The organism is Streptomyces sp. NPDC127117, from assembly GCF_042677325.1.
Lineage (GTDB): Bacteria > Actinomycetota > Actinomycetes > Streptomycetales > Streptomycetaceae > Streptomyces.
The window spans coordinates 37,260-59,391 of sequence record NZ_JBHXTM010000037.1 but is presented as its reverse complement, the minus strand read 5'-3'; the positions used below and the strand labels follow the sequence as shown (position 1 = coordinate 59,391).

The window sequence follows — 22,132 nt, the reverse complement described above, 5'->3', positions numbered from 1 at the left end:
GCGGCACGCACCGCACCCTCGGCATCAGCACACCCACCAGGACCGGCGAACCACGTGAGCTCCTCCTCCTTCACCCGGCACAGCCCGCACCGTCGGACACGGCAGCGGGCCGCGGGCGCGTACCGGCTGGTGCGCACTCCGCCGGGCTCCGTGGACCCTCCTCTCCTGGACGCAGCACAACGCGCGGTGGTTGATCACCCCGGCGGACCGCTCCTGGTCCTCGCCGGACCCGGTACCGGCAAGACGACCACGCTCGTCGAGGCGGTCGCCGCCCGCATCGCACGGGGCGGCGACCCGGCCCGCGTCCTGGTCCTCACCTTCAGCCGCAAGGCCGCGGTGGAGCTGCGCGACCGGATGGCCGCCCGGCTGGGCGCCGCCCGCGGACCGCAGGCCACCACGTTCCACTCCTTCTGTTACGCGCTGGTCCGCGCCCACCAGGACGCCGACCTCTTCGCCGAGCCGATGCGGCTGCTCTCCGGTCCGGAGCAGGACGTCACCGTCCGCGACCTGCTCGCCGGCCAGCTCGAACTGGAGCGGGACGGCTTCGCGCACATCCGCTGGCCCGACGAGCTGCGGGCCTGCCTGACCACCCGCGGTTTCGCCGACGAGGTACGAGCGGTGCTGGCCCGCAGCCGCGAGCTGGGCCTGGGCCCGGACGCGCTGGCCGCCTTCGCCCGCCGCACCGGCCGGCCCGACTGGGGCGCCGCCGCCGAGTTCCTGGCCGAGTACCTGGACGTGCTGGACGCGCAGGGGGTGCTGGACTACGCGGAGCTGGTGCACCGGGCCGTGCTGCTCGCGGAGCGCCCGGAGGTGTCGGCGCTGCTCGCGGGGCAGTACGACGCGGTGTTCGTCGACGAGTACCAGGACACGGACCCGGCGCAGGTACGGCTGCTGCACGCGCTGGCCGGCAACCGGGGGAGCGCGCCGGGCGCGGGGGGCGGCCGGGACCTGATCGCCTTCGGTGATCCGGACCAGTCGATCTACGCGTTCCGGGGCGCCGATGTGAACGGCATCCTCGACTTCCCGGAGACGTTCCGGCGGGCGGACGGCGCTCCGGCCCGGGTCGGCGTGCTCACCACCTCGCGGCGTTCCGGCGGACAACTGCTGGCCGCCACCCGGCTGCTCACCCGCCGGATGCCGCTGACCCGGCTGCCCGCGGCGAAGGTCCGCGCCCACCGCGAACTGGCCGCGGTCCGCGAGGGCGGCAGCGTGGAGGCGTACACCTACCCGACCGCGTCCACCGAGCTGGAGAACATCGCCGATCTTCTGCGCCGGGCGCATCTGGAGGACGGCGTCCCGTGGAACGAGATGGCAGTGCTCGTACGGGCCGGCGGCCGCACACTCCCCTCGCTGCGCCGGGCCCTGACGTCGGCGGGCGTGCCCCTGGAGGTCGACGGTGACGACCTTCCGCTGCGCCACGAACCGGCGGTGGCCCCGCTCCTGACAGCCCTGCGCACGGTCGCGACCGCAGCTTTGCGCCAGGGCGCGCCGGGCGCGGACGAGGCTCCGGCGTCGGAGAGCGCGGCGGGTGCGGAGAGCGCGGAGAGCGTGGCGGGTGCGGAGAGCGCGGAGAGCGTGGCGGGTGCGAAGGACACAGCGGACCCGGAGGGCACAGTGGGCCCGGCGGTCCCGGAGGGTGCGCAGGATCCGGAGGTGTCCTCCTGGCTGGACACCGAGACCGCCCTGGCCCTGCTCGCCTCCCCCCTCGGCTCCATGGACGCGGCCGACCTGCGCCGCCTCGGCCGGGCCCTGCGCGACGAGGAGCGGGCCGCCGGGAACCGCGTGCCGGCGCCCTCCGGCGACCTGCTGGCGCGGGCGCTCGCCGAGCCCGAACGGCTCGTCGCGCACGATCCGGCGTACGCCCGCGGCGCCCAGCGCCTCGGCGCGCTGCTGCGCAAGGCGCGCGAGCTCCTCGAAGGCGGCGGTACCGCGGAGGAGGCCCTGTGGGCACTGTGGTCCGGCACCCCGTGGCCGGGCCGGCTGGAGCGTGCCGCGCTGCGCGGCGGCGCGGGCGGCCGCAACGCCGACCGTGACCTCGACGCCGTCTGCGCGCTCTTCGACACCGCGGCCCGCGCCGAAGAACGCACCGGCGGGCGAGGGGCGCTCAACTTCCTGGAGGAGGTCGACGCCCAGGACATCGCCGCCGACACCCTCTCCCGGCGCGCGGTGCGCCCCGACGCCGTACGGCTGATGACCGCACACCGCTCCAAGGGCCTGGAGTGGCGCCTCGTCGTCGTCGCGGGCGTGCAGGAGGGGCTCTGGCCGGACCTGCGCCGCCGCGGCTCACTGCTGGAGGCGGACCGGATCGGCCGCGACGGCCTGGCCGAACCGCTCACCCCCGGCGCCCTCCTCGCGGAGGAGCGCCGGCTCTTCTACGTCGCGGCGACCCGCGCCCGCGAACGGCTCGTCGTCACCGCGGTCAAGGCGCCCGCCGACGACGGCGACCAGCCGTCCCGCTTCCTCACCGAGCTGGGCGCCGAGCCCCGCGACGTCACCGGCCGGCCCCGCCGCCCGCTCGCCGTCGCCGCGCTGGTCGCCGAACTCCGCGCCACCACCGTCGACCCCGGGGCCTCCGCCGCCCTGCGCGAGGAGGCCGCCCGCCGCCTCGCCCGGCTCGCCGCGCTCGCCGACGACGAGGGCCAGCCGCTCGTACCCGCCGCCCATCCCTACCGCTGGTGGGGCCTGTACGAACCGACCCGCTCCGCCGTCCCGCTCCGCGACCGGGACCAGCCCGTGGCCCTCTCCGGCAGCGCGCTCGACCAGCTCGCCAACACCTGCGCGCTCCAGTGGTTCCTGGGCCGCGAGGTGAAGGCGGACGCCCCGGCGACGGCCGCGCAGGGCTTCGGCAACGTGGTCCACGTACTCGCCGACGAGGTGGCGTCCGGACGTACCCCCGCCGATCTCGCCGTCCTGATGGAGCGGCTGGACTCGGTCTGGGACGGCCTCGTCTTCGACGCCCCCTGGAAGTCCCGGCAGGAGAAGGAACAGGCGCGGGCCGCCCTCGAACGCTTCCTGCGCTGGCACGTCATGGACCGCACCGCCCGCACCCCCGCCGCGAGCGAGCACGATTTCGACGTGACGCTGGGGGCTGGGGAGTACGAGGTGCGCATCCGGGGCTCCATGGACCGCGTCGAACAGGACACCGAGGGCCGGGCCTACGTCGTCGACTTCAAGACCGGCAAGCAGTCCCCGACCAAGGACGAGGTCGCCCGCCACCCCCAGCTCGCCGTGTACCAGCTGGCCGTCCGGGAAGGCGCGGTCGACGACGTCTTCGACGGCAGGCGCCCCGAGCCCGGCGGCGCCGAACTCGTACAGCTGCGCCAGCCCGCCCCCAAGAAGGAGGGCGGTGACGCCCTTCCCAAGGTGCAGGCGCAGGAACCGCTCGCCGGTGAATGGGTCTCCGACCTGCTGGCCACCGCCGCCGGCCGGGTTCTGGACGAACGCTTCACCCCCACCACCGGCCAGCACTGCACGCACTGCTCCTTCCGGGCCTCGTGCAGCGCGCAGCCGGAGGGCCGCCACATCCTGGAGTGAGCGGGAGGGGACGGGTGCCCATCGGCCCGGACACGGTCGTCCGTACCTTGTCGGCCGTACGTTGTCGGTGCGTCCGGTTAGCCTTTCTGGGGTGTCCTCACGTATCACCGATCCCGAGCAGCTCAAGGAGCTCCTCGGGATCCCGTTCACCCCGGAGCAGACGGCGTGCATCACCGCGCCGCCCGCCCCGCAGGTGATCGTGGCCGGAGCCGGGTCGGGGAAGACCACGGTGATGGCGGCCCGCGTGGTGTGGCTGGTGGGCACCGGCCAGGTCGCCCCGGAGCAGGTCCTCGGGCTGACGTTCACCAACAAGGCCGCCGGTGAGCTCGCCGAGCGCGTCCGCAGGGCCCTGATCGCGGCCGGGGTCACCGATCCGGACGCCATCGACCCGGACCACCCCCCGGGCGAGCCCAGCATCTCCACGTACCACGCGTTCGCCGGCCGGCTCCTCACCGAGCACGGGCTTCGCATCGGACTCGAACCCACCACCCGCCTCCTCGCCGACGCCACCCGCTACCAGCTCGCCGCCCGCGTGCTGCGCGAGGCCCCCGGTCCCTACCCGGCCCTGACCAGGTCGTTCCCCACACTGGTCAGCGATCTGCTGGCGCTCGACGCCGAGCTCGCCGAGCACCTCGTACGCCCCGAACAGCTCGCCGAGCACGACACCGGCCTCCTGGCCGCGCTCGAATCGGCCCGGCTCAGCAACGCCGAGCTGCGCCGGATCCCCGAGACCGCCGAGGCACGCCGCGAACTGCTCCAGCTGACCCGGCGCTACCGCGAGGCCAAGAAGAGCCGCGACCTCCTCGACTTCGGCGACCAGATCGCGCTCTCCGCCGAGCTGGCACTCACCCGCCCCGAGGTCGGCACGATCCTGCGCGACGAATTCCGGGTCGTGCTGCTCGACGAGTACCAGGACACCTCCGTCGCCCAGCGGCTGCTGCTCTCCGCCCTCTTCGGCAGCGGCCCCGAAGGCCGGACCGGGCACGCCGTCACCGCCGTCGGCGACCCCTGCCAGGCGATCTACGGCTGGCGCGGCGCCTCCGTCGCCAACCTCGACGACTTCCCGCTCCACTTCCCGCACGCCGACGGCACCCCCGCCACCCGCTACTCCCTCAGCGAGAACCGCCGCAGCGGCGGCCGGCTCCTGCACCTGGCCAACGGCCTCGCCGAACCCCTGCGCGCCATGCACGAGGGCGTCGAGGCGCTGCGCCCCGCCCCCGGCGCCGAGCGCGACGGCATCGTCCGCTGCGCCCTGCTCCGCACCCACGCCGAGGAGATCGGCTGGCTCGCCGACTCGATCGCCCACCTGGTGCAAACCGGCAAGTCACCCGGCGAGATCGCCGTCCTGTGCCGCACCGCGGGCGACTTCCCGGAGATCCAGGCCGCGCTGGTGGCCCGTGACATCCCGGTCGAGGTCGTCGGACTGTCCGGGCTGCTGCACCTGCCCGAGGTCGCCGACCTCGTCGCGGTCTGCGAGGTGCTCCAGGACCCCGGCGCCAACGCCTCCCTGGTCCGGCTGCTCACCGGCCCCCGCTGGCGGATCGGCCCCCGCGACCTGGCCCTGCTCGGCCGCCGGGCCCGGCTCCTCGTCCACCGCGCGGCCCACGGCGACGACGAGGACCACGACCCCGACCGCCGGCTCGCCGAGGCCGTCGAGGGCATCGACCCGGCCGAAGTGATCTCGCTCGCCGACGCGCTGGACACCTTCCTCGAATCGGGCGGCGAGGAGGACGACGGACTTCCGTTCTCCGCCGAGGCCCGCATCCGCTTCGCCCGCCTCGCCGCCGAACTGCGCGACCTGCGCCGCTCGCTGGCCGACCCCTTGATGGACGTGCTGCACCGGGTCCTGGCCACCACCGGACTGGAGGTCGAGCTCTCCGCGTCGCCGCAGGCACTGGCCGCCCGCCGCCGCGAGACCCTCGCCAACTTCCTGGATGTCGCGGCCCGCTTCGCCGCCGTCGACGGCGAGGCCACCCTCCTGGCCTTCCTCGGCTTCCTGCGTACCGCCGTCCAGTACGAGAAGGGCCTGGACAACGCCCTGCCCGGCGGCGAGAACACGGTCAAGGTCCTCACCGCCCACAAGTCCAAGGGCCTGGAGTGGGACGTCGTCGCCGTGCCCGGCCTGGTCGCCGGCCAGTTCCCCAGCGGCCAGTCCCGCGACGCCTGGACCGCCCAGTCGAAGGTCCTTCCGCACGCCCTGCGCGGGGACCGGGCGACCCTCCCCGACGTCCACTCCTGGGACGCCAAGGGGCTCAAGGCGTTCAAGGAGGAGATGAAGGAGCACCAGCACACCGAGGAGCTCCGCCTGGGATACGTCACCTTCACCAGACCCCGCACCCTGCTGCTCGGCTCCGGCCACTGGTGGGGTCCGTCCCAGAAGAAGCCGCGCGGCCCGTCCGGCTTCCTGCACGCGCTGTACGAGCACTGCGCGGCCGGACACGGCGAGATCGAGGTCTGGGCCGACGAGCCGGCCGAGGACGAGGAGAACCCGGCGCTCGACACGAAGGCCGTCGACCGGGCGTGGCCGCTGCCCCTCGACGACACCGCCCTGACCCGCCGCCGAGCCGCCGCGGACACGGTGCTGGCACACCTGGAGGCACTGGCCGGGGCGGGGGGCGTGCCGGACGTGTACGAGGCGCTGCCCGATGCCCCGGGGCCGCACGACGAGCCCTACGACGACGGGTACGACGTCCCTCACGACTACGACGAGGGGCACGCCCCTTACGACGACGGGTACGACATCGCGTACGACGATGCCCCGTTCCCCGATGAGGCCGGTGTCGAGGCCGGGGACTGGGACGCGCTGTCGACGGAGTCCCCCGTGGCCGCCGCCTCCGCGCCTCCCGCCCCCCTGCCGCGCGTCCCGGAGTCGACGGAGCCCCCCGGGCCCCCCGCCCCTCTGCCGCGCGTCCCGGCGGCCCGTACCCCCGAGCCCGCCGGGGAGCACCGCCTCACCCCCGAGGAGGCCCGCACCCTCGCCTCCTGGGACCGCGACCTCGACGCCCTCGCGGGCGAGCTGCGCCGAGCCCGCGCCACCGTGCGCGACGTCCTCGTACCCGCGTCGCTCTCCGCCACCCAGCTGCTGCGCCTCGCCGACGACCCCGACGGCTTCGCACAGGAGCTGGCCCGACCGATGCCACGGCCGCCGCAGCCCGCGGCCCGCCGGGGCACCCGTTTCCACGCCTGGGTGGAGTCCCGCTTCGAGGAGCTGCCGCTGCCCATGCTCGGGCCCGACGAGCTGCCCGGCGGCGACGAGAGCGACGCCGAGATCGCCGACGAACGCGATCTCGCCGCACTCAAGGAAGCCTTCGAGCGCACCCCGTACGCCCGCCGCACCCCGTACCGCGTCGAGACGCCGTTCCAGATCACCCTGGCCGGCCGGATCATCCGGGGCCGCATCGACGCGGTGTACCGCACCGGGGACACGTACGAGATCGTCGACTGGAAGACCACCCGCGCCAACACCGCCGACCCCCTCCAGCTCGCCGTCTACCGCCTGGCCTGGGCGGAACTGCACGACCTGCCGCTCACCGACGTCACCGCCACGTTCCTGTACGTGCGCAGCGGCGAGACCGTCCACCCCAAGCGCCTGCCGGGCCGGGCGGAGCTGGAGCGCATCCTGCTGGACGAGCAGCCGGACTAGTCCATGCCCGCCCCGGGGCCGGGCCCAGGGGCGGGCATGCCCTGCGGCGCGTACGGACTAGGACTGCGCAGCCCGGTCGATCAGCAGTTGGGCGCGGGCGGTCGCGAACAGCCGCCGCTGCGTGGCGAGCTTGCCGGGGGTGGCGGCGGTGTCGAGGAGCAACTGATAGACCCGGCCGGCCTCGCCCGGGACGAAGACCTCGACGCGCTTGCGGGGTTCGCCCTGGCCCGCCCAGTGGTAGTCGATCTCCAGCCAGAGGGCGCTCCGGCCGTTCTGCCGGGTGGTGTGGGTACGGACTTTCAGACCGGCCATCGACGACCTGGCGGTGTCGCGGTACCAGGCGAGCTGCCCGGCGGAGGCGTCCTGGGCGGTCGCCCCGTACGAGGTGTCCCGCTTGACGCTCAGGTCATGGGCACCGTCCGGGGACACCCAGTTGCTCTGGATGGCGTTCCTCTCCTTCCGGGTCCAGCCGTCCGGCACGGCGAAGACGACAGTGAGACCGGGCTCCGCGACCCGGCGCCACCCCTCGGGCACCGGCGGCGGGGCGGGCTGCGACGGCCCCGAGGGCGTGGCGTCGGGCCCGTCGGCCGCGCCCGTCCCCGCCGTCCCCGCCGGGGCCGGCGCGGAGGCCGAGGCAGCCGGAGCACCGGCATTGTCGGCGATGGTCCGGTTGACCGAGGAGCCACCGACGAGCGGGATCCCCAGCACCGCCAGCAGCAGACCGACGACAGCGGTGACCGCCGAGACCCACGCGGCCGTCTCCCCGGTCCGCCGACCCGGCGGCGTACCCGCACCTGAACCGCTCAACTCCCTCTCCCCCCTCGCAGCCGGGCACGGGCGCTGCCCCGCAAGGCCACTCAGGAGGCCATTCAACTGGAGGAGCGCCGGCACCGACAGGTATCCGGCCACAGCGGTGCGGGAAGGGCCGGGATTCCCGGGCGGGAGGATCCCGCCGGGCGAGGCACTAGGCTCAAGGCCATGAGCGACACCCCGGACAGCGCCGTCCGTACGTACACCGAGCAGCACCGCACAGCCTTCCTGGACGACCTCGCCGACTGGCTGCGCATCCCGTCCGTATCCGCCCAGCCGGAGCACGACGGGGACGTACGGCGCAGCGCCGAGTGGCTGTCCGCCAAGCTCGGGGAGACCGGTTTCCCGGTCACCGAGATCTGGGAGACGCCCGGCGCCCCCGCGGTCTTCGCCCACTGGCCGTCCGACGACCCGGACGCCCCGACCGTCCTGGTCTACGGGCACCACGACGTCCAGCCCGCCGCCCGCGAGGACGGCTGGGACACCGACCCGTTCGAGCCGGTGATCCGCGACGGCCGCATGTACGGGCGGGGAGCCGCCGACGACAAGGGGCAGGTGTTCTTCCACACCCTCGGCGTCCGGGCCCACCTCGCCACCACCGGCCGCACCACCCCCGCCGTCCATCTCAAGCTGCTGATCGAGGGCGAGGAGGAGTCCGGTTCGCCGAACTTCCGCGCCCTGGTCGAGGAGCGGGCCGAGCGGCTCACCGCCGACGCGGTGATCGTCTCCGACACCGGCATGTGGGACGAGTCGACCCCCACGGTCTGCACCGGCATGCGCGGCCTCGCCGAGTGCGAGATCGAGCTGTACGGCCCCGAGCAGGACATCCACTCCGGTTCGTTCGGCGGCGCGGTCCCCAACCCGGCGACCGCCGTCGCCCGGCTCGTCGCCGCACTGCACGACGCGGACGGCCGGGTCGCGATCCCCGGCTTCTACGACGGTGTGGCCGAACTCACCGACACCGAGCGCGCGCTCTTCGCCGAGCTGCCCTTCGACGAGGCCACCTGGCTGCGCACCGCCAAGTCCCGCGCGGCATCGGGCGAGGCCGGCTACTCCACCCTGGAACGCATCTGGGCCCGTCCCACCGCCGAGGTCAACGGCATCGGCGGCGGCTACCAGGGCGCCGGAAGCAAGACCATCGTCCCGTCCTCCGCCCTGGTGAAGATCAGCTTCCGGCTGGTCGCGGGCCAGGACCCCGACCGCATCCAGCAGGTGGTCCGGGCTTGGGCGGAAGCACGGATCCCGGCCGGTGTCGGGCACCGGATCACCTTCTCCCCGGCCACCCGCCCCTGCCTGACCCCGCTGGACCACCCCGCCCTGCAGGCCGTGGCCCGCGCCATGGGACGGGCCTTCGGCCAGAAGATCCTCTTCACCCGCGAAGGGGGATCGGGGCCCGCCGCCGACCTCCAGGACGTGCTCGGCGCACCCGTCCTCTTCCTGGGCATCTCCGTACCGTCCGACGGCTGGCACGCCCCCAACGAGAAGGTCGAGCTCGGCCTTCTGCTCAAGGGCGTGGAGACAACCGCCCACCTGTGGGGCGAGCTGGCCGTCGCACTCCGCTGAATCCTCTGAACACCCGATCCATCCCGGGGGAGTAGGAAGCACCTGTGAGCACCTTCGACAACGCCACCGCAGACCGGCCCATCGGTCTCACCGCGCCCAGCGGCATCGACCGCGCCGCGCACCACCGCCTCGACGAGGCATGGCTGTCCGCCGCGTGGAGCCACCCGACCACCCGCGTGTTCGTCGTCTCCGGCGGCCAGGTGCTGATCGACGACACCGCCGACGGCGGTACGGAGATCGTCATGACTCCGGCCTTCGAGGCCCCGCTCACCGAGACCCACCGCTACTTCCTCGGCACCGACGAGGACGGCGTCAGCTACTTCGCGCTCCAGAAGGACTCCCTGCCCGGCCGCATGGACCAGCCGGCCCGCCCGGCCGGTCTGCGCGAGGCCGGTCTGCTGCTCGGCCCGCGCGACGCGAGCCTGATGGTGCACGCGGTGGCGCTGGAGAACTGGCAGCGCCTGCACCGCTTCTGCTCCCGCTGCGGCGAACGCACGGTCATCGCGGCGGCCGGCCACATCCGCCGCTGCCAGGCATGCGGCGCCGAGCACTACCCGCGCACCGACCCCGCGGTGATCATGCTCGTGACGGACGACCAGGACCGGGCGCTGCTGGGCCGCCAGGTGCACTGGCCCGAGGGCCGCTTCTCGACGCTCGCGGGCTTCGTCGAGCCGGGGGAGTCCATCGAGCAGTCCGTGGCGCGCGAGGTGTTCGAGGAGGCGGGGGTCACGGTCGGCGAGGTCGAGTACATCGCCAGCCAGCCCTGGCCGTTCCCGTCGAGTCTGATGCTCGGCTTCATGGCCCGGGCCACCTCGTCCGAGATCAATGTGGACGGCGAGGAGATCGAGGAGGCCCGCTGGTTCTCCCGCGAGGACCTGCAGGCCGCCTTCGAATCGGGCGAGATCCTGCCCCCGTACGGCATCTCGATCGCGGCGCGCCTGATCGAGCTCTGGTACGGCAAGCCGCTCCCGAAGCCGGGCAGCGTCGGCTGACGCCCGAGCGGTCCGGTGCCCCCGGCCCTGTACGCGGACGCCCCCTCCGGTGCTCGACCGGAGGGGGCGTCGCCGCACTGCGGGAGAGCCGGGGATCAGGCGGCGAGCGCCTGCTTCACCTGAGCCAGGGACGGGTTCGTCATGACGGCCTCGGCACCCGTGTCACCGACCACGAGAACGGTGGGAACGGTCTGGTTGCCCCCGTTGGCCTTCTCGACGAAGGCCGCGGACTGCGGGTCCTGCTCGATGTTGATCTCGGTGTACGCGATGCCCTCGCGGTCCATCTGGCCCTTGAGCCGGCGGCAGTAGCCGCACCACGTGGTGCTGTACATCGTCACAGTGCCCGCCATGTCTAGGCGCTCCTCTGTCTCGTCTGTCTCGTCGGTCTTCTCAGACTCGTCTGAACTCATCCGTCTCATCCGGCACGCGGACACATCCGTCACGCGGAGAAGCTGGACCGTGCGTCACCGCACGGAAGGGGAACGTACGCGAGGCAACCACCATTCCCGCCCCCGCCCGGCGTCGGCATCGTCCCGGGCCGGCTCCGGGGCCGCCCCGGTGCCGGACGCCGAGGTCGCCCGGGATCAGTACGGCAGAGTCCGGGATCAGCAGTACGACAGAGTCCGGGATCAGCAGTACGACACAGAGCACGGGATCAGCAGTACGACAGAGCACGGGATTAGTACGACGGATACGGCGCCCCTGTGGACAACCTCCGCGTCCGCCTCTCCCGACCTGGCAGCATGGCGGGGTGACAGCAGCAACGCATTCCTCCCTTTTCCCTCAGGTCCCCGAGTCGGCCGACGCCGTGCTCGACGGCCTGGATCCCGAGCAGCGCGAGGTCGCCACGGCCCTGCACGGCCCGGTGTGTGTGCTGGCCGGAGCCGGTACGGGCAAGACGCGTGCGATCACCCATCGCATCGCCTACGGGGTGCGCGCAGGGATACTCCAGCCCACGAGTGTCCTCGCCGTCACGTTCACCAACCGGGCCGCCGGTGAGATGCGCGGACGGCTCCGCCAGCTCGGCGCGGGAGGGGTCCAGGCCCGGACGTTCCACTCCGCCGCCCTGCGCCAGCTCCAGTACTTCTGGCCGAAAGCGGTCGGTGGCGATCTGCCCCGGCTGCTGGAGCGCAAGGTCCAGCTGGTCGCCGAGGCCGCGGCCCGCTGCCGCATCCGCCTCGACCGCAACGAGCTGCGCGATGTCACCAGCGAGATCGAGTGGTCCAAGGTCACCCAGACCGTGCCCGGCGACTACCCGGCCGTGGTCGCCAAGACCCAGCGCGACGCCCCGCGCGATCCGGCCGAGATCTCCCAGATCTACGCGACGTACGAGGAGCTGAAGCGCGACCGCTCGGTGATCGACTTCGAGGACGTGCTGCTCCTCACCGTCGCGATCCTCCAGGACCGCCACGATATCGCCGACCACGTCCGCCGCCAGTATCAGCACTTCGTCGTCGACGAGTACCAGGACGTCAGCCCGCTCCAGCAGCGGCTGCTGGACCTCTGGCTCGGCGACCGGGACACCCTGTGCGTCGTCGGCGACGCCAGCCAGACGATCTACTCCTTCACCGGAGCCACCCCCGACCACCTGCTGAATTTCCGCACCCGCCACCCCAACGCGACCTTGGTCAAGCTGGTCCGGGACTACCGCTCCACCCCCCAGGTCGTCCACCTGGCCAACGGACTGCTCGGCCAGGCCCGGGGTCGCGCCGCCGAACACCGGCTCGAACTGGTCTCGCAGCGCGCGCCCGGCTCCGAGCCCGCCTACGCGGAGTACGCGGACGAGCCCTCGGAGGCCGAGGGCACCGCCCGCCGGATCCGTGATCTGATCGCCGCGGGAGTCCCGGCAGGCGAGATCGCCGTGCTCTACCGGGTCAACTCTCAGTCCGAGGTCTACGAGCAGGCCCTGGCGGACGCGGGCGTGCCGTACCAGCTGCGGGGCGCGGAGCGGTTCTTCGAGCGGGCCGAGGTGCGCGAGGCCGGAGTCGCCCTGCGCGGCGCCGCCCGCGCCGGGGGCAACGACTCCCTGCTCGACGACGCGGAGGGGCTGCCCGCGGAAGTGCGCGCGGTGCTCTCCACCAAGGGATGGACCCAGGAGCCCCCCGCGGGTTCCGGAGCGGTGCGCGACCGCTGGGAGTCGCTGGCCGCCCTGGTCCGGCTCGCCGAGGACTTCGAACAGGCCAAGCCGGGCGCGACCCTCTCCGACCTGGTGGCGGAGCTCGACGAGCGGGCCGCCGCCCAGCACGCCCCCACGGTCCAGGGCGTCACCCTCGCCTCGCTCCACTCCGCGAAGGGCCTGGAGTGGGACGCCGTGTTCCTGGTCGGCCTGACCGAGGGCATGATGCCGATCACCTACGCCAAGACCGACGAACAGATCGAGGAGGAGCGCCGGCTGCTGTATGTCGGCGTCACCCGGGCCCGCCTCCACCTCTCGCTGTCGTGGTCGCTCTCCCGCTCGCCCGGCGGCCGCGCCGGACGGCGCCCGAGCCGCTTCCTCAACGGCCTGCGCCCCGGCTCGGCGCCCCTGGGCACGCGTGGCACGGCCGGTGGCGGCGGGATCGAACGGGGCCCGGCGGGATCGGTGGCCAAGCGCAGCCGCCGAGGCCCCGCCCGCTGCCGGGTCTGCGGTAAGACCCTCACCGACGCCGGTGAGATGAAGCTGATGCGCTGCGAGGACTGCCCCTCCGACATGGACGAGGCGCTGTACGAGCGGCTGCGCGACTGGCGGGCGGTCAGGGCCAAGGAGATCGGTCAGCCCGCCTTCTGTGTGTTCACGGACAAGACGCTGATGGCGATCGCCGAGGCCGTACCGGGCAGCGAGGGCGAACTGGCGGTGATCTCCGGCGTCGGCGCGCGGAAGCTGGGCCGGTTCGGGACCGCCGTCCTGGCCATTTGCGCAGGTGAGACGGTGGAGGATGTGCTCGGGAAGGCTGCTGACGAGATGTGAGAAAAACTCGTCGAAAAAATAGTTTGCGCCTGCCCCAGTCATCACCATAGGTTCTTAACCACGGGAACAGCGACTTCTCTGAAGCCCTGGTCCTGTGCTGTACTTATCCGAATACGTAGGACCGGCCCGCCGGTCCGCCCTAGACGCCGAGAGGAGGCGATTGAAGTGATCAGCATCATCGAGACCAACAAAATGACCGATCTTTCGGTCGTCTCCGCCTGCTCGCTCGGCCTCTTCCGCTCTTCCGAGTCCTCGCTCCGTGGCACCGGTCTGTCCGGCATCTCTGTCGCACGTCCGCTGTCCCCGGCGAGCCTCCCCGTGCGGGAGCGCAATGAGCGACCGGCTCTGGCACCGGCAGCAGCAGTAGCGAAGGGACAGGCCCAGGCCTATGCCTTTGCGGCCGTCGGTGCGGGAGCGGAATCCGGCGCCAAGAAGCAGACGATGCAGCACCACACGATGTGGGCCTTCCGTGGGCCTGAACCCTGGAGTGATCCAGCCTGATTCACCATCAGGCCGGCGCCTTCAGGGCCGCGGAACCCCACTCGGGATCCGCGGCCCTTTTGTTTTGTCCAAACGGACGAGACAGCGCGAAGGAGCCTCGGGACAAGCAACACCCGGTACCAGCCGCCACCCGGCCAACAGGCCGGAACGACCAGACGAGGACACCACCCACCGTGCAACTCGAAGCGCACGCCCCGTCCGTACCGCCTTCCGACACGATCCCGCCGCCCGGCCTCACGGAGGACTCCACCTTGTTCCCCCTCACTGCGCTCACCGCGCTCGACGACGCCATCGAGAACCTCGGCGTTCCCGTCCCCTGCCGCTCCTATGACCCTGAGGTCTTCTTCGCGGAGTCGCCCGCCGACGTCGAGTACGCCAAGTCCCTCTGCCGCACCTGCCCGCTCGTCGAGGCCTGCCTCGCCGGCGCCAAGGAGCGTCGCGAGCCGTGGGGCGTCTGGGGCGGTGAGCTCTTCATCCAGGGCGTCGTCGTCGCTCGCAAGCGGCCGCGTGGTCGTCCGCGCAAGAACCCGGTCGCGGCGTGATCGCCGGACTGGGGGCCACGGCCCCCAAACCCATGAAGCGCATCGGCACCATCGACCGTCCCCACACCCACGATCCCCGAAATCAGGCAGCAATGTCCGTCCCCACGAATGAGCCCGTCGGCTCCGCAACACCGAACGTCACGATCATCGGCGCGAACGACTCGCGTCAGAACAGGACCCGCGAGATGCAACTCATCCCAGAAGCCCTGGCTCGTGCTCATATGCACGACCGCATGAGGGAGGCCGACACGGAGCGCCAGGCGGTACGCCTGATCAACGCGCGCCGTATGCAGCGCCGGGCCGAGCGCGCCTCGATGCGCGCCCGCCGGGCGCTGGCCATGGCCGTCATGCACTGAGCCTGGCCGTACACCAGCAGTACCCGCTGCCGGGCAGCCGCTCTGCCCGGCAGCAATCAGTACCCACAGTCAGTACCCCTTCCGCGGGGCCGGTCCGAAACGGACCGGCCCCGCGGTCGTGCTGTGTGGTGGCGCCGCGCGGCGCGGCGGCGACGGAGTTATCGTCACGAGGTGGACGAGGAGACCCAGCACCGGATTCAGCGACCCGCGCAGAGCGACGCTGCGATCGTCACCTGTGCCCTGTGCGGCACCTCCGCCGAGAGCGAGACCGCACCGCCGACCTGGATCTGCTCCGTGGAGAACAGCAGGCGCCAGCACTTCTGTGAAGAGTGCGCCCGCACTCACATCAGGTCGATCGAGAGCAGGCTGGACTCCGCCTGGTGGTGACCCGGCCGGCGGCCACGCGTCCAGCCGTGCCGCCCCGGACCTACGCCCCCAGGGGCGCGTCACCCGCCAACTCCTGCACCTCGGGCTCCCGCACCTCGGATTCCTGTTCGTCGGGCTCCCGCACCGCAGGTTCCTGTGCCTCGGCTTCCGGTGCCGCAGTCGCCTGCTCGTCCGCGGGCAGAAAGCCCGGCAACCAGGATTCGAGCTCGTCGCGCAGCCGCACCGTCGCGCCCAGCTGGCACAGCACCCCGATCGTGCTCAACGTCACCCGGTGTATCAGCAGATAGGCGGGCGGCAGATTCAGCTGCTTGCCGAGTTGGTGGGCGGGGGAGCGGGGATCCGCGATCCGCGCCGCCTGATTGCGCATCCAGCTCCGGGTGAACGTGAACTCCTCCACCTGCGCCGGCTCGATGATCGGGAGGAGATAGTCGAGCACCGCGTCCGGGTCGAGGTCGATCGTGTCCTTGACGAATCCCTCCCCGCGCAACAGCTCGTACACCGCCTCCGCCTCGCCCGCCAGCGTCAGCCGCAGGGAGTCCCCGATGGTCTGCGGCAGACCGCCCGGCAGCCGGTCCACCGTCCCGAAGTCCAGCACCCCGAGCCGCCACTGCCCTTCCTCGCCGGCCTCCTCGTCCGGAGGCAGCAGCCGGAAGTTGCCCGGATGCGGGTCCGCGTGCAGCAGGCCGGTGCGCGCGGGCCCCGAGAAGAGGAAGCGCGCCAGCAACTGCCCAGCCCGGTCCCGCTGCTCCGGTGTGCCCTCCGCGATCACGTCGGACAGCGGGACACCGTCCATCCACTCCGTCACCAGCACCTGGTCGGACTGGTGCACCACGCCGGGGATCACGACATCCGGGTCGTCCGCGAACTCCTCGGCATGATCCCGCTGCGAGCCCGCCTCCTGCTCGTAGTCCAGCTCCTCCGAGACCCGGTCACGCAGCTCCGTGATGAGCGGTTTGATGTCCATCCCGGGAATCAGCGGGCCGAGCAGGCGGGCGAATCTGCTGAGCTGGGTCAGATCCGAGAGCAGTGCCTCTCCGGCGCCCGGATACTGCACCTTCACCGCGACGTTCCGCCCGTCGTGCCAGACCGCCCGGTGCACCTGGCCGATCGAGGCGGCGGCCGAGGGCTTGTCCTCGAATTCGAGGAACAACTCCCGCCAGCCCTCGCCGAGCCGCTCCTCCAGTACCGCGTGGACGGTGCCACTGGGCATGGGCGGTGCGGCTTCCTGGAGCTTGGTGAGCGCCGCCCGGTACGGTCCGGCGACCTCCTCGGGCAGCGCCGACTCGAAGACGGACAGTGCCTGTCCGAGCTTCATCGCCCCGCCCTTCAACTCGCCCAGGACCTTGAACAACTGGTCCGCGGTGCGCTGCTGCACCTCCCGGGCGACCAGCTCCGCCGATCTCCCGCCGATCCGCTTGCCCAGACCCCACGTGGCACGGCCGGCGAAGCCCAGAGGCAGGGCGGCCAACTTGGCGGTGCGGGTGACCGCTTTCCGGGGTAGATCAGACATGAGCCCCTCCAAATCCCAGACTGCCGTACCGCGTGCGGCGGTTACCCGGCCATTGTGTCCTGCATCGCTTCGGTCCCGGAGGAGCCCTCCCGGTCAGTGTGCCCAGCCGCTCCGCAGGAACAGCCGAGGTGAGGCACCAACCGCTCGGTCCGCCAGTCCAACAGTGGCAGCGCGGCCTCCCAGCGGGCCCCCGTGCTCGCGGGCAGTTCGCCGTCCAGGAAGGACAGCGCATGGGCGGCCGCGAGCCCCGCGACCGCAGTCGCCAGTCCCAGGTCACAGGCCTGCACGGCAGTCCGCCGCCCGGACTGCCACTGGGACAGCATCCGCGTCCAGTCCGTGTCGCCTGCCGCGCGGTCCAGTGCCAGGCACCCGGCGCAGGCCGTACCCCCGGGCAGGACCAGGGGGCCGACGAACCCCGTCGCCTCCATCACTCCGGCGTAGAGATGAGGAGTTCCCGACGCGATCCACGGATCGGCCGCACGGGGGTCGGGGACGTACGCCGTGAAGCCGTCGCGAGGGGCCATCACGATCAGCGACAGCCCGGGCTCGCCACCGGCCGGAGAGCCCGCCGTCTCCGCCGCCCGGGGAGCCGGACCCGCGGCGGATCTGCGCACCAACTGCCGGGCGGCGGTGTCCCTGCGCTCCCCGACGGACGCCGGCGGAAGCCCGCCGGGCGAGATGTCGCACGGCTCGGCATGCCCGCCGTCCAGCACCTCCACCCGGCCCACCCCGGACCCGGACAGCACCGCCGCGATCGCGGCGCCGACCCGCCCGGCACCTCGCACCTGGACCCGCATCGCCCTACGGGCCGCCAGCCGTCGCATCCCGCCGCCCGGTTCGGGATGGACGACGGACAACGAGGCCAGATCGGGGCGGTGCCGGTCCAGGCCGCCCGGCCTGTCCCGTAACGCATCGGCCTCCGGGCCGGCGGCCCGTACATCGTCGATCAGTCCCGCGTTCATCAATCGACGGACCAAGACGTCCACTTGATGGTCCGACAGGTCCAGCGCTCGGGCCTCCTCTCGCAGCAGCGGCAGGCCGCGTGTTCCGTCGAGCAGTTCCAGAAAGCTGCCCGTGGCGATATCCAGCGGGCCGAACTTCACCGCGTGGGCGTGAGTCACACCGAATTGCACGGTGCCCCGGCCGCGCCATGCGCGGCGCAGTGCGGGCTTCAACATCGGATGCACGGCTACCCCCGGTCTGAGTTCCTTGATCTCTTTGGCTCCTGGATCCTCGCTCGCGGGCCGCTGCCCGTGATCTTCGCGAGATCCGTTGTCAGAATGCAGGCAGGCGTCGAAGCGTGCAGAAAGTTATCCACAGGCAGGGGGTATTAGTCGTTCAAATGGTGCATGCCATGGAGTGGATCAAGCGTGAACCGTCCGGAGACGGGACTTCCCCCGCCGCAACCGGGTAACGTCGTGGCGTGCCCGCCGACCCGTCACCCGGAATCGCCGGGGAGACCCCCGCGCGCAGTGCCGGAACCCAGCAGCGCAGCGCGACGGACCGTCCGCCCCGCGCCTCGGCAACGAGCGCGGTCGAGGTCCGCAGGAGCAACCGCCGCAGCAGAACGGTCTCCGCGTACCGGGAGGGCGACCGCACCATCGTGCTCATCCCGGCCCGGATGTCGGAGGCCGAGGAGCAGCGCTGGGTGAACGTGATGCTCGACAAGCTCGCGGCGCAGGAGAGCAGACGCGTCTTCGGCGACGGCGAACTCGCCGAGCGCGCCGAGCGGTTGTCCGCCCAGTATTTCGAGGGCCGGGCCAGGCCCGCTTCGGTGCGGTGGGTGACCAACCAGAACACCCGCTGGGGGTCCTGCACCCCGGCGGAGGGCAGCATCCGCCTGTCGCACCGCTTGCAGGGCATGCCCGAGTACGTCGTCGACTACGTGCTGGTCCATGAGCTGGCCCACCTGCTCGTTCCCGGTCACGGTCCGCGCTTCTGGCGGCTGCTGGAGGCGTATCCGCGTACCGAGCGGGCGCGCGGATACCTGGAGGGCGTGGTGGCGGCGGACCGGCTGCCCCATCTGCCCGCCGCGCGCGGTGAGTGACGTCCACCGATTCTGTACCGGGTGTGTACCGACTTAGCTCGATGTCGGACTTTGCGGTTAGCCTGGCGCGACGCATTCACATTCGGGATGGGGGACGGTCGTTACGCATGGCCAGGGAATTCCAACGCGGCCACAAGGCCAAGATCAGCGATCTCACGCCGGGGACGGATCTGTACGTAGGTGTGCAGATCGCCGGTCAGGGACTGACCTTTGACATCAGCTGCTTCGGCCTCGATGCCAATGAGCAGCTCTCCGACGACCGGTATTTCATCTTCTTCAATCAGCCTAAATCGCCCGAGGAGTCCATTCAGCTCCTCGGTGCCCAGGCCGGCGACACCGAGTCGTTCCGCGTCACCCTGGACCGCATTCCGGCGAACATCCACAAACTGTCGTTCACCGCGACGGTCGACGGGGCCGGACAGATGTCCCAGGTCGGCCCCGGATACATCCGGATCGTCGCCGGTGGCGAGGAAGTCGTCAGGTACGCCTTCAACGGTTCGGAGTTCACCACCGAGCGCGCGGTGATGCTGGGCGACTTCTACCTGAAGGACGTCTGGCGGTTCGCCGCGGTCGGCCAGGGCTTCGACGGCGGCCTCGAAGCGCTGCTGAAGAACTTCGGCGGTGAGGTCGCCGAGGAAGAGCCCGCCGCACCTCAGCCGCAGGCCGCGGCACCGTCGTTCGCCCCGCCGGCCCAGGCTGCCGCACCCGCCCCCGTCCCGTCCTTCGGAGCCCCGCCCGCACCGCAGGCACCCCAGCCCCCGCAGCCGGCGCCGTCCTTCGGCGCTCCGTCTGCCCCGGCCCCGCCTCCCACACCGCAGCAGCAGATGCACGCCGCGCCGACGATGGCGGCGCCACTGGCGCCGCAGGGTGGCACGGTGCCGCCGCCCGCCCCCGCCCCCGCTCCGTACGGACAGCCGCCCCAGCAGCCGCAGTTCGGGCAGATCCCCGGCCAGGTGCCCCCCGCCGCCCCGTACGGGCAGCAGCCCCCCGGCCAGTTCGGCCAGCAGGCCCCGGCCCCGTACGGTCAGCAGCCTCCCGGCATGCAGCCTCCCGGCATGCAGCCTCCCGGCATGCAGCCGCCGGGAATGCAGCCGCCCGGTATGCCCCAGGGCGTGCCGCAAGGAGTTCCGCAGACCGGTGCCGGTCTCCAGGCGGCGCTCCAGCCGTACAAGGAGACGTCCACCGGTCAGCGCTGGACCCCGCAGAACCAGCAGCTCATGCGGGTCGACCTCACCATGGGCGGTACGCCCGTGCTCGCCCGCCAGGGCAGCATGGTGATGTACCAGGGCAAGGTCGACTTCGGCTACAAGGGCGCCGGTTTCGCCGGCCGCATCGTCGGCAACGCCACCGGCCAGGAAATGCAGCTGATGCGCTGCAGCGGCCGCGGACAGGTCTTCCTCGCCGAGGACGGCTCCCATCTGCACGCCATCGAGCTCCAGGGCGACGGCATCTGCGTCTCGGCGGAGAACGTCCTCGCCTTCGACGAGTCGCTGCAGCACGAGGTCCGCAGGATCGAGGGCCACGGCATCCCCGGCGGCGCCCTGTTCACCATGCAGTTCCAGGGCACCGGCACGGTCATCGTCAAGACCCACGGCGTCCCCGTCGTCCTGCCGGTCACGCCGACCACCTTCGCCGACTGCAACGCCGTCGTGGCCTGGTCGTCCGCGTCCCAGGTGATCATCTCCAGCCAGGTCCGGCTGCGCCGCAACGCGTACCCGGGACACAGCGGGGAGACCGTGAACCTCCAGTTCCGGGGCGCCCCCGGCAACTTCATCGTCGTCCAGCCCTACGAGGTCTGAGGGAGCCCGTCATGAATCAGCAGCTCGCGGGCTACGCCCCGACCCCCGTCACGGCCCGTATGGAGAACCACGGCCGCACGATGCTCAAGGTCGCCATGGCCACCGGCCAGGACCTCTACGCACGTACCGGCTCCATGGTCGCGTACGAGGGCTTCATCCAGTACGAACCCAACCCGCCCGCCGTCCGCCAGATCGCCTCCCAGTGGATCACCGGCGAGGGCGCACCGATCATGAAGTGCTCCGGCGACGGACTCCTCTACCTCGCCGACTACGGCGCCGATGTGGTCGTCATCAACCTCAACAACGACTCCCTCTCGGTCAACGGCACCAACGTCCTGGCCTTCGACGGGCATCTCACCTGGGGCGTGGAGCGGGTCAAGGGCCTCGCCAAGTTCGCAGGCCAGGGCCTGTGGAACGTCTGCATCTCGGGCACCGGCTGGGTCGCGATCACCTCGCGCGGCACACCGATCGTCGTCGACTGCGGACGCGGTGAGGACGAGACCTACGTCGACCCGGACGCCCTCGTGGCGTGGTCCCCGAACCTCAAGGTGAAGGGCAAGCGCAGCTTCAAGGCATCCTCGCTCATCGGGCGGGGCAGCGGCGAGGCGTACCAGATGGCGTTCTCCGGCCAGGGCATCGTCGTCGTACAGCCGAGCGAGGACAGTACCGACCGCCTGCGGGTCCGGAACTGACGGGGGAGGAGAACACACCATGCAGAGTCCGCTCTTCAGCTACACCGAACAGCAGTCCCAGGACCGGTACACCGTCCAGAACCCGCAGCTCCTGCGGGTCTCGCTGACCGGCCACGACGACGTCCTCGCCCGCAAGGGCGCCATGGTCGCGTACCAGGGGCTGATGGAGTTCGACGGCGAGTACCAGTCGCACGGACAGCGCCGCGCCCGCGCGAACACCGGTGAGGGCCTCGACCTGATGCGCTGCTCCGGGCAGGGCACCGTCTACCTCGCCAACCTCGCGCAGTACATCCACGTCGTGGACGTCGACCATGACGGCATCACGGTGGACAGCGCCTATGTCCTGGCGCTGGACTCCTCGCTGCACACCGAGGTCATCGCGGTGGACAGCCAGTACGGCATCTCGGGCACCGGGAAGTACCAGCTCAACATCTCCGGCACCGGCAAGGTCGCCCTGATGACCTCGGGCCAGCCGCTGATGATGCAGGTCACGCCGGACAAGTACGTCAACGCCGACGCCGACGCGATCGTCGCCTGGTCCAGCTCGCTGCGGGTCCAGATGCAGGCCCAGACGCACTCCTCGGGAGTCTGGCGGCGGCGCGGGAACACCGGAGAGGGCTGGGAGCTCAGCTTCCTCGGCCAGGGCTTCGCCCTGGTGCAGCCGAGCGAGGTGCTGCCCCCGCAGAACCACGAGATCGGCCAGGGCGTCCGCGCCCAGTTCGGCATGGGCCAGCAGGGCGCCCACGGTCAGAACCAGAACAACTCCTGGAACTGAACCACCGGGCACCGGCACGCGAACACGGGTGAGG

17 protein-coding genes are annotated in these 22,132 nt (G+C 72.0%); 13 read left to right on the top strand and 4 right to left on the bottom strand.

All coding sequences use genetic code 11. The features are described 5' to 3' along the window. The first annotated feature begins 54 nt into the window (after positions 1–54). Together ACFVH0_RS27975 and ACFVH0_RS27970 are read left to right on the top strand one after the other, a co-directional pair. Positions 55–3,534 carry an ATP-dependent helicase gene (locus tag ACFVH0_RS27975; protein WP_385824569.1) on the top strand — a complete coding sequence of 1,160 codons (3,480 nt, stop codon included), beginning with the start codon at positions 55–57 and terminating at the stop codon, positions 3,532–3,534. Between the two features lie 91 nt (positions 3,535–3,625). Continuing rightward, complete coding sequence (locus tag ACFVH0_RS27970) at positions 3,626–7,177, top strand: UvrD-helicase domain-containing protein (protein ID WP_385824567.1); 3,552 nt, start codon at positions 3,626–3,628, stop codon at positions 7,175–7,177. Between the two features lie 57 nt (positions 7,178–7,234). Here the strand turns inward: ACFVH0_RS27970 and ACFVH0_RS27965 are convergent, their stop codons facing one another. Beyond that, complete coding sequence (locus ACFVH0_RS27965; RefSeq protein ID WP_385824565.1) at positions 7,235–7,984, bottom strand: hypothetical protein; 750 nt, start codon at positions 7,982–7,984, stop codon at positions 7,235–7,237. A gap of 171 nt (positions 7,985–8,155) precedes the next feature. Here ACFVH0_RS27965 and ACFVH0_RS27960 point away from each other — a divergent pair, with 171 nt between their 5' ends. Beyond that, positions 8,156–9,550: a dipeptidase gene (locus ACFVH0_RS27960; RefSeq protein ID WP_385824563.1), complete on the top strand. Its 1,395-nt coding sequence runs from the start codon at positions 8,156–8,158 to the stop codon at positions 9,548–9,550. 44 nt (positions 9,551–9,594) lie between these two features. Then, positions 9,595–10,542, top strand: coding sequence for an NAD(+) diphosphatase (gene nudC, locus ACFVH0_RS27955; protein WP_385824561.1), 948 nt, complete (start codon positions 9,595–9,597; stop codon positions 10,540–10,542). A 95-nt stretch (positions 10,543–10,637) separates the two neighbouring features. Here the strand turns inward: nudC and ACFVH0_RS27950 are convergent, their stop codons facing one another. Then, on the bottom strand, positions 10,638–10,892 hold the full coding sequence (locus tag ACFVH0_RS27950) for a mycoredoxin (RefSeq protein ID WP_385824560.1): 255 nt from the start codon (positions 10,890–10,892) through the stop codon (positions 10,638–10,640). Positions 10,893–11,293: 401 nt separating this feature from the next. Here ACFVH0_RS27950 and ACFVH0_RS27945 point away from each other — a divergent pair, with 401 nt between their 5' ends. From ACFVH0_RS27945 to ACFVH0_RS27925, 5 genes are all read left to right on the top strand, one after another. After that, positions 11,294–13,489: an ATP-dependent DNA helicase UvrD2 gene (locus ACFVH0_RS27945; protein WP_385824558.1), complete on the top strand. Its 2,196-nt coding sequence runs from the start codon at positions 11,294–11,296 to the stop codon at positions 13,487–13,489. A gap of 165 nt (positions 13,490–13,654) precedes the next feature. Then, the gene (locus ACFVH0_RS27940; protein ID WP_385824556.1) at positions 13,655–13,990 is read left to right on the top strand and encodes a hypothetical protein; all 336 of its coding nucleotides are present in this window, start codon (positions 13,655–13,657) and stop codon (positions 13,988–13,990) included. A gap of 173 nt (positions 13,991–14,163) precedes the next feature. Then, a complete protein-coding gene (locus ACFVH0_RS27935) occupies positions 14,164–14,532 on the top strand; it encodes a WhiB family transcriptional regulator (protein ID WP_124716511.1) in 369 nt (122 codons plus the stop codon). A gap of 32 nt (positions 14,533–14,564) precedes the next feature. Beyond that, the gene (locus ACFVH0_RS27930) at positions 14,565–14,888 is read left to right on the top strand and encodes a hypothetical protein (RefSeq protein WP_385824609.1); all 324 of its coding nucleotides are present in this window, start codon (positions 14,565–14,567) and stop codon (positions 14,886–14,888) included. 171 nt (positions 14,889–15,059) lie between these two features. Further along, a complete protein-coding gene (locus ACFVH0_RS27925) occupies positions 15,060–15,275 on the top strand; it encodes a hypothetical protein (RefSeq protein WP_385824554.1) in 216 nt (71 codons plus the stop codon). 40 nt (positions 15,276–15,315) lie between these two features. On the opposite strand, the gene ACFVH0_RS27920 is transcribed toward ACFVH0_RS27925, so the two are convergent. Continuing rightward, positions 15,316–16,785 carry an ABC1 kinase family protein gene (locus ACFVH0_RS27920; RefSeq protein WP_385824552.1) on the bottom strand — a complete coding sequence of 490 codons (1,470 nt, stop codon included), beginning with the start codon at positions 16,783–16,785 and terminating at the stop codon, positions 15,316–15,318. Positions 16,786–16,826: 41 nt separating this feature from the next. After that, positions 16,827–17,972 carry a ThiF family adenylyltransferase gene (locus ACFVH0_RS27915; RefSeq protein WP_385824550.1) on the bottom strand — a complete coding sequence of 382 codons (1,146 nt, stop codon included), beginning with the start codon at positions 17,970–17,972 and terminating at the stop codon, positions 16,827–16,829. A 236-nt stretch (positions 17,973–18,208) separates the two neighbouring features. Between ACFVH0_RS27915 and ACFVH0_RS27910 the strand changes: the two genes are divergently transcribed. The 4 genes from ACFVH0_RS27910 to ACFVH0_RS27895 all read left to right on the top strand — a co-directional run bounded on the left by ACFVH0_RS27910 (position 18,209) and on the right by ACFVH0_RS27895 (position 22,098). Then, positions 18,209–18,832, top strand: coding sequence for a M48 family metallopeptidase (locus ACFVH0_RS27910; protein WP_385824548.1), 624 nt, complete (start codon positions 18,209–18,211; stop codon positions 18,830–18,832). A 107-nt stretch (positions 18,833–18,939) separates the two neighbouring features. Then, the gene (locus ACFVH0_RS27905) at positions 18,940–20,631 is read left to right on the top strand and encodes a TerD family protein (RefSeq protein WP_385824546.1); all 1,692 of its coding nucleotides are present in this window, start codon (positions 18,940–18,942) and stop codon (positions 20,629–20,631) included. Between the two features lie 11 nt (positions 20,632–20,642). Next, on the top strand, positions 20,643–21,323 hold the full coding sequence (locus ACFVH0_RS27900) for an AIM24 family protein (RefSeq protein ID WP_189273532.1): 681 nt from the start codon (positions 20,643–20,645) through the stop codon (positions 21,321–21,323). Between the two features lie 19 nt (positions 21,324–21,342). Further along, positions 21,343–22,098, top strand: a complete 756-nt coding sequence (locus ACFVH0_RS27895; protein WP_385824544.1) for an AIM24 family protein — start codon at positions 21,343–21,345, stop codon at positions 22,096–22,098. The last annotated feature ends 34 nt before the right edge of the window (positions 22,099–22,132 follow it).